The sequence below is a fragment of the Streptomyces sp. NBC_00986 genome, from assembly GCF_045162565.1.
In the GTDB taxonomy this organism is placed as follows: domain Bacteria; phylum Actinomycetota; class Actinomycetes; order Streptomycetales; family Streptomycetaceae; genus Streptomyces.
The window spans coordinates 7,463,333-7,480,115 of sequence record NZ_CP108733.1; the positions used below are offsets into that span (position 1 = coordinate 7,463,333).

14 protein-coding genes and 1 tRNA gene are annotated in these 16,783 nt (G+C 70.0%); 8 read left to right on the plus strand and 7 right to left on the minus strand.

Annotated elements, in window-relative coordinates; genetic code table 11:
* Window positions 1-86: 86 nt before the first annotated feature.
* Both OG504_RS33415 and OG504_RS33420 read right to left on the minus strand, forming a co-directional pair.
* Window positions 87-1,511 (minus strand): GH1 family beta-glucosidase, encoded by a 1,425-nt coding sequence (locus OG504_RS33415; RefSeq protein ID WP_405993123.1) that lies wholly within the window; start codon window positions 1,509-1,511, stop codon window positions 87-89.
* 120 nt (window positions 1,512-1,631) lie between these two features.
* Window positions 1,632-2,675 (minus strand): LacI family DNA-binding transcriptional regulator, encoded by a 1,044-nt coding sequence (locus OG504_RS33420; RefSeq protein ID WP_405993124.1) that lies wholly within the window; start codon window positions 2,673-2,675, stop codon window positions 1,632-1,634.
* A gap of 492 nt (window positions 2,676-3,167) precedes the next feature.
* Here OG504_RS33420 and OG504_RS33425 point away from each other — a divergent pair, with 492 nt between their 5' ends.
* The 6 genes from OG504_RS33425 to OG504_RS33450 all read left to right on the plus strand — a co-directional run bounded on the left by OG504_RS33425 (window position 3,168) and on the right by OG504_RS33450 (window position 10,322).
* Window positions 3,168-4,487, plus strand: a complete 1,320-nt coding sequence (locus tag OG504_RS33425; protein WP_405993125.1) for an ABC transporter substrate-binding protein — start codon at window positions 3,168-3,170, stop codon at window positions 4,485-4,487.
* A 270-nt stretch (window positions 4,488-4,757) separates the two neighbouring features.
* On the plus strand, window positions 4,758-5,750 hold the full coding sequence (locus tag OG504_RS33430) for a carbohydrate ABC transporter permease (RefSeq protein ID WP_405993126.1): 993 nt from the start codon (window positions 4,758-4,760) through the stop codon (window positions 5,748-5,750).
* 14 nt (window positions 5,751-5,764) lie between these two features.
* On the plus strand, window positions 5,765-6,685 hold the full coding sequence (locus OG504_RS33435) for a carbohydrate ABC transporter permease (RefSeq protein ID WP_405993127.1): 921 nt from the start codon (window positions 5,765-5,767) through the stop codon (window positions 6,683-6,685).
* A gap of 169 nt (window positions 6,686-6,854) precedes the next feature.
* On the plus strand, window positions 6,855-8,309 hold the full coding sequence (locus OG504_RS33440; protein WP_405993128.1) for a GH1 family beta-glucosidase: 1,455 nt from the start codon (window positions 6,855-6,857) through the stop codon (window positions 8,307-8,309).
* Between the two features lie 108 nt (window positions 8,310-8,417).
* On the plus strand, window positions 8,418-9,473 hold the full coding sequence (locus OG504_RS33445; RefSeq protein ID WP_405993129.1) for a LacI family DNA-binding transcriptional regulator: 1,056 nt from the start codon (window positions 8,418-8,420) through the stop codon (window positions 9,471-9,473).
* A 60-nt stretch (window positions 9,474-9,533) separates the two neighbouring features.
* Window positions 9,534-10,322, plus strand: coding sequence for a serine/threonine protein kinase (locus tag OG504_RS33450; RefSeq protein WP_405993130.1), 789 nt, complete (start codon window positions 9,534-9,536; stop codon window positions 10,320-10,322).
* Between the two features lie 98 nt (window positions 10,323-10,420).
* Here OG504_RS33450 and OG504_RS33455 read toward each other — a convergent pair.
* The 4 genes from OG504_RS33455 to OG504_RS33470 all read right to left on the minus strand — a co-directional run bounded on the left by OG504_RS33455 (window position 10,421) and on the right by OG504_RS33470 (window position 13,268).
* A tRNA-His gene (locus tag OG504_RS33455) sits at window positions 10,421-10,493 on the minus strand.
* 82 nt (window positions 10,494-10,575) lie between these two features.
* Window positions 10,576-11,178 (minus strand): oligoribonuclease, encoded by a 603-nt coding sequence (gene orn, locus OG504_RS33460; RefSeq protein ID WP_405993131.1) that lies wholly within the window; start codon window positions 11,176-11,178, stop codon window positions 10,576-10,578.
* A gap of 120 nt (window positions 11,179-11,298) precedes the next feature.
* Window positions 11,299-12,561, minus strand: a complete 1,263-nt coding sequence (locus OG504_RS33465; protein WP_405993132.1) for a helix-turn-helix domain-containing protein — start codon at window positions 12,559-12,561, stop codon at window positions 11,299-11,301.
* Window positions 12,562-12,947: 386 nt separating this feature from the next.
* On the minus strand, window positions 12,948-13,268 hold the full coding sequence (locus tag OG504_RS33470; protein WP_405993133.1) for a hypothetical protein: 321 nt from the start codon (window positions 13,266-13,268) through the stop codon (window positions 12,948-12,950).
* A gap of 321 nt (window positions 13,269-13,589) precedes the next feature.
* Between OG504_RS33470 and OG504_RS33475 the strand changes: the two genes are divergently transcribed.
* Both OG504_RS33475 and OG504_RS33480 read left to right on the plus strand, forming a co-directional pair.
* Complete coding sequence (locus OG504_RS33475) at window positions 13,590-14,117, plus strand: universal stress protein (RefSeq protein WP_019065779.1); 528 nt, start codon at window positions 13,590-13,592, stop codon at window positions 14,115-14,117.
* Window positions 14,118-14,252: 135 nt separating this feature from the next.
* Window positions 14,253-14,816, plus strand: coding sequence for a GPR1/FUN34/YaaH family transporter (locus tag OG504_RS33480; protein WP_405993134.1), 564 nt, complete (start codon window positions 14,253-14,255; stop codon window positions 14,814-14,816).
* Window positions 14,817-14,965: 149 nt separating this feature from the next.
* On the opposite strand, the gene glmS is transcribed toward OG504_RS33480, so the two are convergent.
* Entirely contained in the window at window positions 14,966-16,783 is a 1,818-nt protein-coding gene (gene glmS / locus OG504_RS33485) for a glutamine--fructose-6-phosphate transaminase (isomerizing) (protein WP_405993135.1), read from the minus strand.

Below are 16,783 nucleotides of genomic sequence, written 5' to 3' on the forward strand. Positions count from 1 at the left end.
ACCCCGCCCCCCGCAGCACGCCGAGGCGCGGCACGCCCCCCATGGCATGCCGCGCCCCGTTCCCCGTCCCCCGGTTTCCCCGTGGGTCAGGCGCCCTCCGCCGAGGGGAGCGTGCCCGTGCGGGCCGCCTCGCCGTACCACCGGGCGCTCGACTTCGGTGTGCGGGCGAGCGTCGCGAAGTCGACGTACACCGCGCCGAACCGCTTCTCGTACCCGTACGCCCACTCGAAGTTGTCCATCAGTGACCACAGGTAGTAGCCGCGCACGTCCGCGCCGTCCGTGATCGCGCGGCGTACGGCGGAGAGGTGGCCGTGGAGGTAGGCGATCCGCTCGGGGTCGTGGACGTTGCCCTCGGGGTCGGGCTTGTCGTCGTAGGCCGCGCCGTTCTCCGTGACGTAGAGCGGGAGGCCCGGAGCCTCCCTGGCGTAGCGCATGATCAGGTCGTAGAGGCCCGTCGGGTCGATCGTCCAGCCCATCTCCGTGCGCTCGCCCGGGGTCTGGAGGAACGCCACGTCGTCCGCGCCCGGCCAGGGGGAGAACGCGCTCAGGCCGTGGCCGTCGGCGCGCGGACCCACCGGGGCCGCCTCCGTCGCTTCCACCAGCGCCGGTGTGTAGTAGTTCAACCCCAGTGCGTCCAAAGGCTGGTGAATGACTGTCAGGTCACCGTCCCGGACGTAGGACCAGTCCGTGATCGACCGCGTCGCGTCGAGCAGCGACCGCGGATACGTACCGTGCAGCATCGGCCCGTGGAACACCCCGTTGGCCAGGTCGTCGATCTTCCGGACCGCCGCCATGTCCGCCGGGGACAGTGAAGCGGGCCTGACCACCGCCGAGTTGAGGCTCACCGCCACGGAGTTCCCCGCCGGCATCGACGCCCGCAGCGCCGAAGTCGCCAGCCCGTGCGCCAAGTTGAGGTGATGCGCGGCCCGGAGCGACGCGCCCGCGTCCGTACGGCCCGGCGCGTGCACCCCCGAGCCGTAGCCCAGAAACGCGCTGCACCAGGGCTCGTTGAGCGTGGTCCACTGCTCCACGCGGTCGCCCAGCGCCTCGCCCACGATCTGCGCGTACTCGGCGAAGCGGTACGCCGTGTCGCGCTCCGGCCAGCCGCCCGCGTCCTCCAACTCCTGCGGCAGATCCCAGTGGTAGAGGGTCAGTGCCGGCTTGATGCCGTGCGCGAGCAGCTCGTCGACCAGGCGGCGGTAGAAGTCCAGGCCCACCTGGACCGCCGGGCCCCGGCCGGTCGGCTGCACCCGCGGCCAGGAGACCGAGAAGCGGTACGCCGTCAGGCCCAGGTCCGCCATCAGCGCCACGTCGTCGCGGTAGCGGTGGTAGTGGTCCACGGCGATGTCACCGTGCTCACCACCGGCCGTACGGCCCGGCGTGTGACTGAACGTGTCCCAGATCGAGGGCGTACGGCCGCCCTCCCGCACCGCCCCCTCGATCTGGTAGGCGGAGGTCGCGGCTCCCCAGAGGAAGGCAGGGGGAAAGGCCGCGGTCGTCAGGTCGGGCATGGAACCGCTCCCATGAGTCGATTGGCGCCCATTATGCATGGGAGCGCTCCCATGGGAAAGGGGGTCGCTCCTCCCGGCGTCTTCCGCTCGTGCCGCGTACGCGGCCGGCGAGAACACTCCTCAGGCGGACTCCCGCACCACCAGCCGCGTAGGCAGCACCACTTGCCGGTGACCGCCGCCGCGCTGGGCGATCTCGTCCAGCAGAATGCTCGCCATGGTGCGGCCCATCTCCTCCAGCGGCTGACGGACGCTGGTCAGCGGGGGATCGATGTGCCGGGCCACGATCGAGTCGTCGAAGCCGACGACGGCGACGTCATCGGGCACCCGTCGGCCCGACGCGCGCAGCTCCAGCACGGCACCCGACGCCATCACGTCGGACGCGGCGAAGACGGCGTCGAGGCCGGGCCGTCTGCGCAGCAGCTCCCGCATGGCCGCGCGTCCGCCCTCCTCGCGGAAGTCGCCGTACGCGATCAGGTCCTCGTCGGCGGTGATGCCCGCGCCCTCCAACGCCTCGCGGTAGCCGTCGAGTCGGGCCTGGGCGGCGTCCATGTCCAGGGGGCCCGTGATGGTGGCGATGGTCCGGCAGCCCTTGGCCAGCAGGTGCTCGACCGCGATCCTGGCGCCGCCGCTGTTGTCCGCGCGGACGTGCCCCAGTGGTTCCCCGTGGCCGCGCCGGCCGGCGAGCACGGTCGGTACGGCGAGTTCGTGCAGCCGGTCGGGGAGCGTGTCGCCGCTGTGCACCGCGAGGATCAGCACGCCGTCCACCCGGTGTGCGGACAGGTACGTGGCCAGCCGCGCGTACTCCTTCTCGTCCGGCGTCAGGACCAGCAGCAACTGCATCTGGGCGCTGGCGAGTTGGGCCGAAACGCCGCGGATGATCCCCGAGAAGTAGGGCTCGGAGAAGAGCCGGTCCTCGCCCTCGGGGACGACCACGGCGACCGAGTCGGTACGGCGGGTCGCCAGGGAGCGGGCGGCGGGGTTCGGGACGTAGCCGAGTTCGTCGATGGCCCGCTCCACCGCCGCGCGGGCGTGGGCGCTCACCTTGGGGGAGCCGTTGATGACCCGGGAGACCGTGCCGCGGCCGACGCCGGCGAGCGCGGCCACGGCGTTGAGGGTCGGGCGCCGGACGTCCGCGCGCGGGGGCGGCTGCTCGGCAGGGCTCATCGTTCACCTTCCGGCGATCAGCGGGGACTTGCCTCATTCTTGCCCAGAAATTCGGGCGACGGCCCGGCCGGACGACGCCGGCCCAGTGCCCGTGCGGCGACTCCTTGGATCACCTGCGTGAATCCTGTGCGGGACCGGTCCGTGTCCGGTCGGTGACGCCTGGTGGAGCGACACATTCACGTGACGTGCGGAACACGCTTGCGCAACAACGCCGTTTTCAAGTCTTGACACCCGGCCCGGCACGAAGGAGTCTTCCGGCATGCCGCGTGGGAGCGGTCCCACGGAACCTCGGGGGCTTCCTTCCGTGTGGACGAAACCACCAACGGCCCGTCCCTCTATCTCGCATGGCACACCGTTGACCAGCACCTTTTCACCGCACGACCCGTGCTGTGGGCTGGCCGCTGCTCGAAACGAGAGGACAGGTCCGGATCGCCGAGCCTCGGCGGTCCGATTCCTGAGACCCCGTTCCCCACTGGAACAAGGAGTAGTGGAATGCGCATCACCCGTACCGGCGGCGGCCACGGCCGCAGAGCAGCGGCCCTGACCACGACGGTCCTGACAGCCTCCGCCCTGTTGCTGACCGGCTGCAGTAGCGACAGCTCCTCGGACGCCAAGGACTCGAACGGGAACATCACTCTCACGGTGGCCGACTACGGGCAGTTCGGTTACAAGGAAGCCGGCCTGTTCGCCCAATACCACAAGCTGCACCCGAACATCACGGTCAAGGAGAACGTCACCGCCAACGAGGCGGACTACTACCCGAAGATGCTTCAGCAGCTGAACACGGGCAGCGGCCTCGGAGACGTCCAGGGCATCGAGGTCGGCCGGATCAAGGAGGTCGTCGACACCCAGGCGGCCAAGTTCACCGACCTGAGCAAGTCGATCAACGTGAGCGACTGGGTCTCCTGGAAGGAGAAGCAGGCCACCGCATCGGACGGCTCGGTCATCGGCGCCGGCACCGACATCGGTCCGATGTCCCTGTGCTACCGCTCGGACCTCTTCAAGGCGGCGGGCCTGCCGAGCGACCGTGACTCGGTCGCCAAGGCCGTCGCGGGCGGCTGGGAGGACTACCTCAAGCTCGGCGAGAAGTTCAAGGCGAAGGCGCCCAAGGGCACTTACTTCATGGACTCCGCGAGCGCCATGTACAACGCGGTCGTCAGCTCCTCCGCGGAGCAGTACTACGACGCTTCCGGCAAGGCGATCTACAAGAACAGCCCGGCCGTGCAGCAGGGCTGGAACCTGGCCGCGGAAGCCGCGTCCAAGAAGCTGACCGAGGGTCTGCCCCAGTTCACCGACGCCTGGACGGCGGCGCTGCGCAAGGGCACCGTCGCCACCGTGGCGTGCCCCGCCTGGATGGCCGGCCAGATCTCCATCAACTCCGGTGACGCCTACAAGGGCAAGTGGGACATCGCCCGTGCGCCCGGCACCAGCGCGGGCAACTGGGGCGGCTCCTTCCTGGCCGTGCCCAAGAGCGGCAAGAACGTCAAGGCGGCCACCGACCTGGTCAAGTGGCTGACCGCTCCCGCGCAGCAGGCCGCCGTGTTCAAGGCGATCGGCGTCTTCCCGTCGAACAAGGGCGCCTACGACCTCGCCAGCGTGAAGAACGCGACGCTGCCGTACTTCAACAACGCCCCGATCGGCCAGATCTACGCCGACGAGGCGAAGGCCATCCCCGAGGCCGTGCTCGGCGCGAAGGACGGCACGATCAAGGACACGATCTCCACGCAGATCAACAACATGGAGCAGCGGGGCACCAAGCCCGCCAAGGCGTGGAAGGCCGCGACCGACTCCATCGACAAGGTGATCGGCTGACACAGGCCGCGGTGCGGGCGGCCCGGCGGCCGCCCGCACCGCGCCACGTGCGTGGGGCCGCGCGGCGGCTCCCGCCGTAGGCGCGGGGCCGTCCGCACCGGCCCCGGTCGTCAAGTGCCGGTCTTCTCCGCGGTGTTCGGCGCACACGCACCGGACGCCGCCGCACCGCGCCCGCCGGACCGACTGCGACGACGTGTCCCGGGCCGGGTGCCCGGCCCCGCGCCCGCCCCCTGCCCGTACCCGGCCGAGATCCAGGGAAGGACTCCCTCCGTGGCAACCACAACCCCCACACGGGGCGCCCCCACCCCGCCACCCGGCGGGGTCGGCGCCGTGTCGAAAGAACCCGGCGTGTGGCGCACCCGCCTGTGGCGCCTCGACGACAAGGCGTCGCCGTACGCGTACATCGCCCCCTTCTTCCTCATCTTCGGTGCCTTCGGCCTCTACCCGATGCTGTACACGGGCTGGATAGCCATGCACCGGGTGGAGATGACGAGCCTGAACCAGTCCGAGTGGGTCGGCTGGGACAACTTCGCCAAGATCCTCCAGGACTCCGAGTTCTGGACCGCGGTCACCAACACCTTTGTCATCGGCGTCATTTCGACCGTCCCGCAGCTCCTGATGGCCCTGGGCCTGGCCCACCTGCTCAACTACAAGCTGCGCGCGAGCACGTTCTGGCGGACGGTGATCCTCACCCCGTACGCCACCTCGGTCGCGACCGCGGCCCTCGTCTTCGCCCTGGTCTTCCGGGCCGACGGCGGGCTGCTCAACTGGGTGCTGCACTTCGTCGGTGTCGGCAACACCGACTGGGGCAACGGGGAGTGGACGTCCAAGTTCGCCATCTCGGCCATCGTGATCTGGCGCTGGACCGGCTACAACACCCTGATCTATCTGGCGGCCATGCAGGCCGTGCCCACGGACCTGTACGAAGCGGCCTCGATCGACGGGGCGACGCGCTGGCAGCAGTTCCGCAAGGTGACCATCCCCTCGCTGCGGCCGACGATCCTCTTCACGATCGTCATCTCGACCATCGGTTCCATGCAGCTGTTCGGTGAGCCGCTGCTGCTGCAGGGCGGCACGCTCGGCTCCACCGGAGGCAGTGAGCACCAGTACGAGACGCTCAGCATCTACCTCTTCAACTACGGCTGGAAGCTCGGGCACTTGGGCCCGGCCGCGGCCGTCGCCTGGGCCATGCTCGTCCTGCTGCTGCTCATTGCCCTGATCAACCTGATCGTCGGCCGGGTCCTGCGCAAGAGCGCGGCGTGACGGGAGCGAAATCGATGACCACGACCAGTCCCACCCCCACCGCGCCGGACCTCGATCCCGCGCCCCTCCCCGTCACCCCGGGCACGGGCCGCCGCCGTTTCAAGATCGGCGCCGGCCAGCAGCTCAAGGGCGGCCCGTTCACCTACGCGGCCCTGATCATCGTCGGCCTCGGCTCGGTCTTCCCGCTGTACTGGACGCTGGTGGCCGCCTCGCACGACCAGCAGCGGGTCCTCGACAGCCCGCCGCCGCTGCTGCCGGGCGGCCGGCTGTGGAGCAACCTCCAGTCGGCCTGGGACCAGGCCCACCTGGGGAAGGCCATCGTCAACACCGTGATCGTGGCCGGCTCCATCACCGCGGCCACGCTGTTCTTCTGCACCCTCGCCGGCTACGCCTTCGCCAAGATGCGCTTCCGCGGCCGCGGCGCCCTGATGACCGCGGTCATCGCGACCCTGACGATCCCGCCCCAACTCAGCGTCGTACCGCTGTTCATGATGATGGCGGACATCGGCTGGGGCGGAAAACTGGAGTCGGTGATCTTCCCGACCCTGGTCGGTGCCTTCGGTGTCTTCTTCATGCGGCAGTACCTCCTGGAGGCCCTGCCCTACGAGCTGATCGAGGCGGCCAAGGTGGACGGCGCGACCAATATCCGCATCGTGTGGAACGTGGTCCTGCCCGCCGCCCGCCCCGCGATGATGGTGCTCGGGATGCTCACCTTCGTGCAGGCCTGGAACGACTTCTTCTGGCCCTTCCTCGCCCTGAACCAGGACAACCCCACCATCCAGGTCGCGCTCGGCCAGCTCAGCGCCTCCTACACCCCCGACCAGAGCATCGTCATGGCCGGGGCGCTGATCAGCACCCTGCCGCTGCTGCTGGTGTTCGTGATCTTCGGCAAGCAGATCATCGGAGGCATCATGGCGGGCGCCGTCAAGGGCTGACGCGGGGTCGCCAACCGCCTTTCGCGCAAGCCCAGTTCACCCTCCCGTACGGCCCGCCCCGCTCGCGGGCCGTACCCGGCCGGGCGCCCGCCGTCGTGCCCCGTCCGCTTCCCCCCTCATCGCCGGACCACCGTCCGGCTTTTACCCACTCCACTTCGGGAGCGCTCACATGACCGCCGTACGACATGAGACCAAGGCCGCGTCGGCGTCCGCGACCTCCTTCCCCCCGGGCTTCGTCTGGGGTGCCGCCACCGCCGCCTACCAGGTGGAGGGCGCCGCCGCCGAGGACGGCCGGACCCCCTCCATCTGGGACACCTTCAGCCACACGCCGGGCAAGGTCCGCAACGGCGACACCGGTGACATCGCCGCCGACCACTACCACCGGTACCGCGACGACGTGGCGCTGATGAAGGACCTCGGCCTGAAGGCGTACCGGTTCTCCATCTCCTGGTCCCGGGTCCAGCCCACCGGCCGCGGACCCGCCGTGGAGCGCGGTCTCGACTTCTACCGCCGGCTCGCCGACGAACTCCTCGCGGCCGGCATCACCCCCGTCGCCACCCTCTACCACTGGGACCTGCCGCAGGAGCTGGAGGACGCGGGCGGCTGGCCGCAGCGCGACACCGCGCACCGCTTCGCCGAGTACGCCGAGATCATGGGCCGGGCCCTGGGCGACCGCGTCGGCCTGTGGACCACCCTCAACGAGCCCTGGTGCAGCGCGTTCCTGGGCTACGGCTCCGGCGTGCACGCCCCCGGCCGCACCGACCCGGCGGCCACCCTCCGCGCCGCCCACCACCTCAACCTGGGGCACGGCCAGGCGGTCGGGGCGCTGCGCGAGGTCCTGCCGGCCACCGCGCAGACCTCCATCACCCTCAACCTGCACCAGGTGCGCCCGCTCACCGGCAGCCCCGAGGACGCGGAGGCCGCACGCCGTATCGACGCGGTCGGCAACCGGATCTTCACCGGCCCCCTGCTCGACGGCGCCTACCCCGAGGACCTGCTCGCCGACACCGCGCACCTCGTCGACTGGGCGGAGCTGGTGCGGGACGGCGACCTGGCCGAGATCTCCCGGCCCATCGACGTGCTCGGCGTCAACTACTACGCGCCGACCGTCGTCTCGGCCGGCTCCGGCGACGGCGCCACCAAGAACGACGGCCACGGCGCGAGCGACCACACACCGTGGACGGGTTCCGAGAACGTGGACTTCCACCTCGCCAACGACGACCTCACGGCCATGAACTGGGCGATCGACCCCAGCGGCCTGCACACTCTCCTGACCGACCTGGCCGCCTCGCACCCCGGGCTGCCGCTGATGGTCACGGAGAACGGCGCCGCGTTCGACGACTACATCTCCCCCGAGGGCCTGGTCAACGACCCGCAGCGCATCGCCTACCTGCACGCCCACCTCGACGCCGTCCGCCGGGCCGTCGCCGACGGAGCCGACGTGCGCGGCTACTTCCTGTGGTCCCTGCTCGACAACTTCGAGTGGTCCTACGGCTATTCGAAGCGCTTCGGCGCCGTCTACGTCGACTACTCCACCCAGCGCCGCATCCCCAAGGCGAGCGCCCACTGGTACGCCGGGGTGATCCGGGGGAACGCCCTGCCGCCGGCCGGCGAGGACGGGTGAGTCCCGGGGGGCCGGGACCCCGGTCGACGAGGGACGATGGAGGGCGGGGCGTCCGGGCCTCGGCTGTTACATTCCTGGCCTGAAAGCTGCGAACGGAAGGCGGCGACCATGGCGGTCAGCGGTGGGCGGAACCGGGGCGGCAGGCGGCCGACCCTGGAGGAGGTCGCCGCCCGTGCCGGTGTGGGCCGCGGCACGGTCTCCCGGGTGATCAACGGCTCGCCCCGGGTCAGCGACGCGACCCGCGCCGCCGTCGAGGCGGCGGTCGCGGAGCTCGAGTACGTCCCGAACACGGCGGCCCGGGCGCTGGCCGCCAACCGCACGGACGCGATCGCCCTCGTCGTCCCCGAGCCGGAGACCCGCTTCTTCGCGGAACCGTACTTCTCGGACATGCTCAAGGGCGTCGGCACCCAACTGTCCGACACGGAGATGCAGTTGCTGCTCATCTTCGCGGGCAGCGACCGGGAGCGGCAGCGCCTCGCCCAGTACCTGGCCGCCCACCGGGTGGACGGCGTCCTGCTCGTCTCGGTCCACGCGGACGACCCGCTGCCTGACCTGCTGGCCGCGCTGGAGATCCCGGCGGTGATCAGCGGCCCCCGGTCGGCCACCGAGCCCCTGACCTCGGTCGACTCGGACAACTACGGCGGCGCCCGCTCGGCCGTCGAACACCTCCTGTCCCGCGGCCGCACCCGCATCGCCCACATCACCGGCCTCCTGGACGTGTACGGCGCCCAGCGCCGCGTCGACGGCTACCGCGAAGCCCTCCTCGACGCGGGCCACGAACTGGACGAACACCTCATCCAGCCGGGCGACTTCACGGAGGAGGGCGGCCGCCGAGCGATGAAGGAGCTGCTGACCCGCCGCCCCGACGTCGACGCGGTCTTCGCCGGCTCGGACGTCATGGCGGCGGGCGCCCGCCAGGTCCTCCGCGAGGAGGGCCGCCGCATCCCGGACGACGTGGCCCTCGTCGGCTACGACGACTCGGCCATCGCCCGCCACATGGACCCGCCCCTCACCAGCGTCCGCCAGCCGATCGAGGAAATGGGCCGCGCGATGATCGACCTGCTCCTCGCGGAGATCGCGGACCGCCGCCCGCCGACACCCCGGGGCCCGGAGCGACAACATGCCGTACTGGCAACGGAGTTGGTGACGCGGGCGTCGTCGTAAAAGTGCGGCGAAAGGGATTTCCTCTCCCCACCCGGCCGTTCGCGGTCCAGGCTGGTTCCCATGACCACCCGCCCCCACCACCCCCTCCTGGCCGTCGACGAGATCCCCGCGACCGAGCCCTACCTCCACACGGTGGGCAAGGTGTTCCGAGCCTTCCGCGAACAGGACTCCGGGTGCGTCTCCTACGGCGTCCAACTCCCGGACGGGGAACGCTGGTTCGTGAAGGAGGCGACAACTCCCGCCGCCCAGACCTCACTTGACGGCGCCTGGGCCTTCCACCGGGCCGTACGGCACCCGGCGATCGTCCCGCAACTGCACCGGATCGCTGTCGCGGACAGCGGCCGTACGGCGGCCGTCATGCCCTGGCGCCACGGCGAGTCCCTCTACGGCCCCGCCCGCGCCCGCTTCCGCGCCCTGCCCCTCGCCTCCGTCCTCCGCGCGGTCGACCGCGTCCTGGACGCGCATCTCGCCGTGGAGGCCGCGGGGACGGTGGCGGTCGATCTCTACGACGGCGCGTTCCTCTACGACTTCGGCGCCGACGTCCTCCACCTCATCGACCTCGACGAGTACCGCCCCGGCCCCTTCGTCCTCCAGGGCGACCGGCTCCCGGGCTCGGCCCGCTTCATGGCCCCCGAGGAGTGGCACCACGGCGCCCGCATCGACATCCGCACGACGGTCTACGCCCTCGGCCGCACCGCCCGCCTCCTCCTCGACGCCGGGGAGGGCGAGCGCGCCTGGCGGGGTACCTCGGGTCAACTCGCCGTACTGGAAAGGGCTACCCGTGCCGATCCCGCCGAACGGTTCGCGGGCGTACGGGAGTTCACGGACGCGTGGCGCGCCGCCACCTGACCTCGCCGTCTCGGTGGCGTGCTCCGTGCAGAGGGGGAGGCTCCGGAAAACGAATCAGCCGGTGACCTCGTTTCCGAAGTCACCGGCTGATTACTCAGGGTGAGTGACGGGACTTGAACCCGCGACTTCCTGGACCACAACCAGGTGCTCTACCAGCTGAGCTACACCCACCATGCCCGGTCGTTCACTCTGTAAGTTTCCGACCGGCCGAGAAAAAGTGTACAGGGTCCGAAGGGGTGCTCGCGCACGCCTTTTACGAGGTGGGCAGGACGTGCTTCGCGGCGATCGTGCGGGCGGTCTCCGAGTCGGGGCCGGGCTGCGGGACGAAGATCGCCTCGCGGTAGTAGCGCAGCTCGGCGATGGACTCGCGGATGTCGGCGAGGGCGCGGTGGTTGCCCTTCTTCTCGGGGCTGTTGAAGTACGCCCGCGGGTACCAGCGGCGCGCCAGCTCCTTCACCGAGGACACGTCCACGATGCGGTAGTGGAGGTACTCCTCCAGCGTCGGCATGTCACGGAGCAGGAAACCGCGGTCGGTGCCGACCGAGTTGCCGCACAGCGGGGCCTTGCCCGGCTCCTTGACGTGCTCCCGGATGTACGCCAGGACCAGCTCCTCCGCGTCGGCCAGCGTCGTACCGCCGGCCAGCTCGTCGAGCAGGCCGGATGCGGTGTGCATCTGGCGTACTACGTCCGGCATCGTCTCCAGCGCCCGGTCCGGCGGGCGGATGACGATGTCCACCCCTTCGCCGAGCACGTTCAGCTCGGAGTCGGTGACGAGGGCGGCCACCTCGATGAGAGCGTCGTCTGACAGCGAGAGGCCGGTCATCTCGCAGTCGATCCACACCATGCGATCGTTCATGTGTCTAACCTTAAGGTGCGTGCCGCCCGGCTGAGCCGACCGTGCGCTGACCTTGTGCCACCGGTACATGCGGAAACCCCCGGAGATCTCCTGCGAGAGACCTCCGGGGGCGTGCGGTTGCTACGTCGCGCTCCGCTGGCCGGGCAGACTTGCGGCCCGGCTTGTGGCGTACGCCTCACGGCCGTTCTCCGCGGCGGCGGCCGACGCGGACGCCGTCGCCGACAGCGCGCTCGCCGCCGTACGACGCGACTGCATCGGGACCGGGCCGTCCGGGTGCAGCGCGGGTGGCAGCCCGGCCGGACCCAGGGACGCCGGACCGCCGGGCTGGCCGGGGGCGCCGTCGCCGTCCACCTGCTTGTCGCCCTGGGGCCTGCGGGCGCGGTACGCGGCCCGGTAGGCGGCGGGCGACGAGCCCAGCTGGCGCCGGAAATGGCCGCGCAGAGCCACCGGCGAGCGGAAGCCGCAGCGACCCGCGACCTCGTCCACCGAGTAGTCCGACGTCTCCAGCAGACGCTGCGCCTGGAGCACCCGCTGCGTGATCAGCCACTGCAGGGGAGCGCTCCCGGTGAGCGAGCGGAAGCGGCGGTCGAACGTACGCCTGCTCATGTACGCGCGTGCCGCCAGCGTCTCCACGTCGAACTGTTCGTGGAGGTGCTCCAGCGCCCAGGCGACGACCTCCGCGAGCGGGTCGGCGCCGATCTCCTCTGGTAAAGACCGATCGAGGTAGCGCTCCTGGCCGCCGCTTCGGCGCGGGGGGACCACCAGGCGCCGGGCGAGCGCGCCGGCCGCCTCGTTGCCGTGGTCCGTCCGCACGATGTGGAGACAGAGATCGATTCCGGCCGCCGTACCGGCGGATGTCAGCACGTCTCCGTCGTCGACGAAGAGTTCCCTCGGATCGACGTGCACCGACGGATAGCGCTTGGCCAGCGTCGGCGCGTACATCCAGTGGGTGGTCGCGGGACGGCCGTCCAGCAGGCCCGCCGCGGCCAGCACGAAGGCGCCGGTGCACAGGCCGACGATGCGGGCCCCTTCTTCGTGCGCCCGGCGGATCGCGTCGAGTGCCTCCTCCGGCGGCGGCGAGGTGATCGACCGCCAGGCAGGCACGACGACGGTGCCCGCCCGTGAGATCGCCTCCAGGCCGTGCGGTGTGGTGAGTTCCAGCCCGCCGGTCGTGCGCAGCGGTCCTTCTTCGCCACCGCACACAAGAAGGCGGTAGCGCGGAACCCCGGCGTCCTGCCGGTCGATTCCGAACACCGACAGCGGTATGGAACTCTCGAAGATGGGGCCGCCGCTGAACAGCAGCACCGCGACGATCTCCTTGCGGCGTCGCCCGGAAAGTTTCCGGGCCGCGGCTTCCGGCGCGGCAGTGGAGTCGTGGCTCATACTGCTAAGCCCCCCTCGGTGGTCGCGTCGCCCCTATCTTGTCGGGCTTGTCGCTCCAGCACGTTTCCCCTCGGTCCTGCACGAGTCCCCCGCCGTAAGACGTCAAGATCGAATCTACTGTGTCCAGTGGTGCCGGGGTGACCAGTTCGGCAACCGGCACATTGTCGACATGGCAACTTGGCGTGAAGCATTCGATCACGAAGCGTTGCACTCGTGGGCCGTGCAGGGAAGTGCGCCTCGTCTTAGTGGCCAATCCCCGTAGGGTGCGCAAGGCCCCCCAGACCCTTTCGGTGCAGGTGGAACGGGGGTTGGGGGGTGGTTCGGACAACAGATGCGCGGTGGCCGGAAGTTGGCTGAAAAGCGTCGGGCGCGTGCGCTGAAACCGGTCAGTCGACCGGTGTACTTCCCCCGGCGTGCCGCCCGCCCCTGTGCGCCCCCGCGCCGGCCCGGTGACGGTGGCCGCGGTGCGAGGAGTGTTCTTCGGCCAGCAGCCGGGCCGCGCCCTGTTCGGAACGGCGCAGCAGCACCCGGCAGGCGGCGGTGACGGCCGCGAGGCCCAGGGCCGTACCGGTGGCGCCGGCGAACGAGGTGCCGTACCAGAGGAGGACCACGGGGACGAGGACACAGCTGAAGACCGCCCAGCGGACCACGTCGGTGGCGGTGTCGTGGCTGGGGTGTGCCTCGGAGGTCGTGCGGTGTCCGGACATGGCGTGCTCCCTGGGGCGGCGGCTCGCCGGGTTCAACGCGTGTTCGATGCGTCGGTCACTGTAGGGCAGTCCATGGAGGGACATGGACGCCCGCGGATAAGTGAATCCTGTGCAAACCGCCTGTACGGGGCAGCAACCATTGCGTTACGGGCGCCCCCTCGTGCATGCTCCGGGGAACTCCGCCGGAGCATGTGCGGGATATGGGCTAAGGAGGAGTGCCGCCGTACCCTTGGGGGTATGGGGTTGGGAAGATGATTCCCGGACACAGCTCCGCCGCATCCTGTTGTCCCCTCCCAAGAGGATCAAAAAGCCGAGACACCCATGGCCGGTCACGAATCTTTCGAACCAGCGGACCGCAAGCGCCCCGTCGCCGATCCCACGGCGGCCGAGCCCCTGGCGGCGGAACAGCCACGTCATTCCTGCGATCCAGCCTTCAAGCACGGAGTGGTCGTCGGCTTCGACGGCTCCACATCCAGTGAACGTGCCCTCGCCTACGCGATCGGCATGGCCCATCGCTCGGGCTCGGGCCTGGTCATCGTGCATGTCGCCAACCGGCTGCCCACCACGGTGTGGGCGGGCTGTGAGCCACCGGTCTTCGTCGACGTGCCGGACCACCGCACCGAGGTGCTGGGTCTGGAGCTGGCGTGCGCCGAGTACTTGGCGGAAGTGCCCTGGATCCTGGTTGAGCGGGGTGGCGACATCTGCCATGAACTCGAAGAGGTGGGGCGGGAGTACGAGGCGGACGCGATCGTCGTGGGCTCGACCCACGGGATCGTCGGGCGCATCTTCGGCTCCGTCGCGGGGCGGTTGGCCAAGCGGGCTCAGCGGCCCGTCGTCGTCATTCCCTGACGCGCCATCCCGCAACTCGTAGGTCGAACTCACCGGTCGGCTCCGAATTCCCTGTTGTGCAGAGGTGTTTGTGTCCTTGTGAAGGGCATATATCGGTCACACCGCACAAACGCACATGCATGAAGGGAGCCCGCCGTGGACAATGACGTCTCTGCGGGAAGCACCACCTCGATCGTCGGCCGACTCGCCCTGGGAATCACCCTGTTGGCCTTCGGGCTCGGGTACACGAATGTCATCAACGGGGTCTCCACAGCTGACGCCGTGTCAATCGCCCACTACGTGGGCGGAGTTGCCCTCTTCCTCGTCGGACTGCTCGCGTTCCGCGACGGCGACACGGTCAGCGGTACGGCGTTCTCGGCGTTCGGCGCGCTCTGGTTCACCTGGGCCGTCTCCGCGGGTAACTCCGTGTCTGACAACGCGGCCGGGTTGTTCCTGGTCCTGTTCGCCCTCGTCGCCCTCTCCGTGACGCTCGCGGGTGGGGATCAACTCACCCAGGGCACCTACGGGTTGTTCTTCGTCTCCCTCGTGCTGCTCGCGATCGCCCAGTTCGCCGGTAACGACGGGCTGAGCAAGGTTGGTGGGTGGTTCGGTGTCGCTGCGGGGGCTGTTGCCTGGTATTCGGCGACGGCTGCGCTCGCTCACTGGCCGACGGTTCTTCCGCGGCGGGCTGCGGGTCGGGGCGTGACGGCTACCGGCTAGCGGCGCAGGCTGGGGGTTTCAACTCCCGGCGATATGAACGAACCCCCCGTGCATTGAGGCTGCACGGGGGGTTCGTTCTGTTTCGTCGGCCGCTGCGGGCGCGTGGGGGCTGGTCGCGCAGTTCCCCGCGCCCCTAAAAGACAAAAGCCCTACTCCACCGTGACCGACTTCGCGAGGTTCCTCGGCTTGTCGATGTCCCGGCCCAGTGCCAACGCCGTGTGGTAGGCGAGGAGTTGGAGCGGGATGCCCATCAGGATGGGATCCAGTTCGTCCTCGTTCTTCGGGACCACGATCGTCTGGTCGGCCTTTTCCTGGTGCTGGTGGGCCACCGCGAGGATGCGGCCGCTGCGGGCCTTGATCTCCTCCAGGGCGGCGCGGTTCTTCTCCAGGAGGTCGTCGTCGGGGACGATCGCGACCGTGGGGAGGGCCGGCTCGATCAGGGCGAGGGGGCCGTGCTTCAACTCCGAGGCGGGGTAGGCCTCGGCGTGGATGTACGAGACCTCCTTGAGCTTCAGGGAGGCCTCGCGGGCCACCGGGTAGCCGCGGACCCGGCCGATGAAGAGCATCGAGTGGGCCTCGGCGTACTCGGCGGCGAGCTTCTTGATCTCCTCCTCCTGGTCCAGGATCTCGGTGATCTGGGCCGGGAGCTTGCGCAGGCCCTCGATGATGCGCTTGCCGTCGCGGACCGAGAGGTCGCGGGTGCGGCCGAGGTGCAGGGCCAACAGGGCGAAGGCGACTGTGGTGTTGGTGAAGCACTTGGTCGAGACGACGCAGACCTCGGGGCCCGCGTGGACGTACATGCCGCCGTCCGCCTCGCGGGCGATCGCCGAGCCGACGACGTTCACGACGCCGAGGACGCGGGCGCCCTTGCGCTTCAGCTCCTGGACCGCCGCCAGGACGTCGTACGTCTCACCGGACTGCGAGACCGCGATGTAGAGCGTGTCGGGGTCGACCACCGCGTTGCGGTACCGGAATTCGGAGGCCGGCTCGGCGTCCGCGGGGATGCGGGCCAGCTCCTCGATCATCTGGGCGCCGATCATGCCCGCGTGGTAGGAGGTGCCGCAGCCGAGGATCTTCACGCGGCGGATCTGCCGGGCCTCGCGGGCGTCCAGGTTCAGGCCGCCGAGGTGCACGGTGGAGAAGCGGTCGTCGATGCGGCCGCGCAGCACGCGGTCCACGGCGTCGGCCTGTTCGAAGATCTCCTTGTGCATGTAGGTGTCGTGGCCGCCCATGTCGTAGGAGGCGGCCTCCCACTCGACGGTGGTCGGCTCGGACGTGGTGCGGGTGCCCTCGGTCGTGTATGTCCGGAAGTCGTCGGCCTTGAGGGTGGCCATCTCGCCGTCGTCCAGGGTCACTATCTGGCGCGTGTGCGTCACCAGCGCGGCGATGTCCGAGGCTACGAACATCTCCTTCTCGCCGATCCCGAGGACCACCGGGGAGCCGTTTCGAGCCACCACGATGCGGTCGGGGAAGTCGGCGTGCAGGACGGCGATGCCGTACGTCCCCTCGATCACCCGGAGGGCGTCGCGGACCTTGTCCTCGAGCTTCTCCTGCTGCGAGCGGGCGATGAGGTGGGTGAGGACCTCGGTGTCGGTCTCGGAGAGGAACTCGACGCCGTCCGCCTCGAGCTTCTTCCGGAGGTCGGACGCGTTGTCGATGATGCCGTTGTGGACTACGGCGACCTTGCCGTCGGCGGACAGGTGCGGGTGGGCGTTCACATCGGAGGGGGCGCCGTGCGTGGCCCAGCGGGTGTGGGCGATTCCGGTGGTGCCCTTGAAACGTGCCGGGACCTTGGCCTCCAGGTCACGGACCCGGCCCTTGGCCTTGACCATCTTCAGGCCGGCCGTCTTGGGGGTCGTCACGACGATGCCCGCCGAGTCGTAGCCGCGGTACTCCAGCCGCTGCAGGCCCTCCAGCAGAAGCGGAGCAACGTCACGCCTGCCGATGTATCCGACAATTCCGCACAT

What these genes read in the sequence shown, in the direction of transcription:
- OG504_RS33415 (WP_405993123.1), bottom strand. Translation starts at nt 1,511, where the DNA reads ATGCCCGACCTGACGACCGCGGCCTTTCCCCCTGCCTTCCTCTGGGGA.
- OG504_RS33420 (WP_405993124.1), bottom strand. Translation starts at nt 2,675, where the DNA reads ATGAGCCCTGCCGAGCAGCCGCCCCCGCGCGCGGACGTCCGGCGCCCG.
- OG504_RS33425 (WP_405993125.1), top strand. Translation starts at nt 3,168, where the DNA reads ATGCGCATCACCCGTACCGGCGGCGGCCACGGCCGCAGAGCAGCGGCC.
- OG504_RS33435 (WP_405993127.1), top strand. Translation starts at nt 5,765, where the DNA reads ATGACCACGACCAGTCCCACCCCCACCGCGCCGGACCTCGATCCCGCG.
- OG504_RS33440 (WP_405993128.1), top strand. Translation starts at nt 6,855, where the DNA reads ATGACCGCCGTACGACATGAGACCAAGGCCGCGTCGGCGTCCGCGACC.
- OG504_RS33445 (WP_405993129.1), top strand. Translation starts at nt 8,418, where the DNA reads ATGGCGGTCAGCGGTGGGCGGAACCGGGGCGGCAGGCGGCCGACCCTG.
- OG504_RS33450 (WP_405993130.1), top strand. Translation starts at nt 9,534, where the DNA reads ATGACCACCCGCCCCCACCACCCCCTCCTGGCCGTCGACGAGATCCCC.
- orn (WP_405993131.1), bottom strand. Translation starts at nt 11,178, where the DNA reads ATGAACGATCGCATGGTGTGGATCGACTGCGAGATGACCGGCCTCTCG.
- OG504_RS33465 (WP_405993132.1), bottom strand. Translation starts at nt 12,561, where the DNA reads ATGAGCCACGACTCCACTGCCGCGCCGGAAGCCGCGGCCCGGAAACTT.
- OG504_RS33470 (WP_405993133.1), bottom strand. Translation starts at nt 13,268, where the DNA reads ATGTCCGGACACCGCACGACCTCCGAGGCACACCCCAGCCACGACACC.
- OG504_RS33475 (WP_019065779.1), top strand. Translation starts at nt 13,590, where the DNA reads ATGGCCGGTCACGAATCTTTCGAACCAGCGGACCGCAAGCGCCCCGTC.
- glmS (WP_405993135.1), bottom strand. Translation starts at nt 16,783, where the DNA reads ATGTGCGGAATTGTCGGATACATCGGCAGGCGTGACGTTGCTCCGCTT.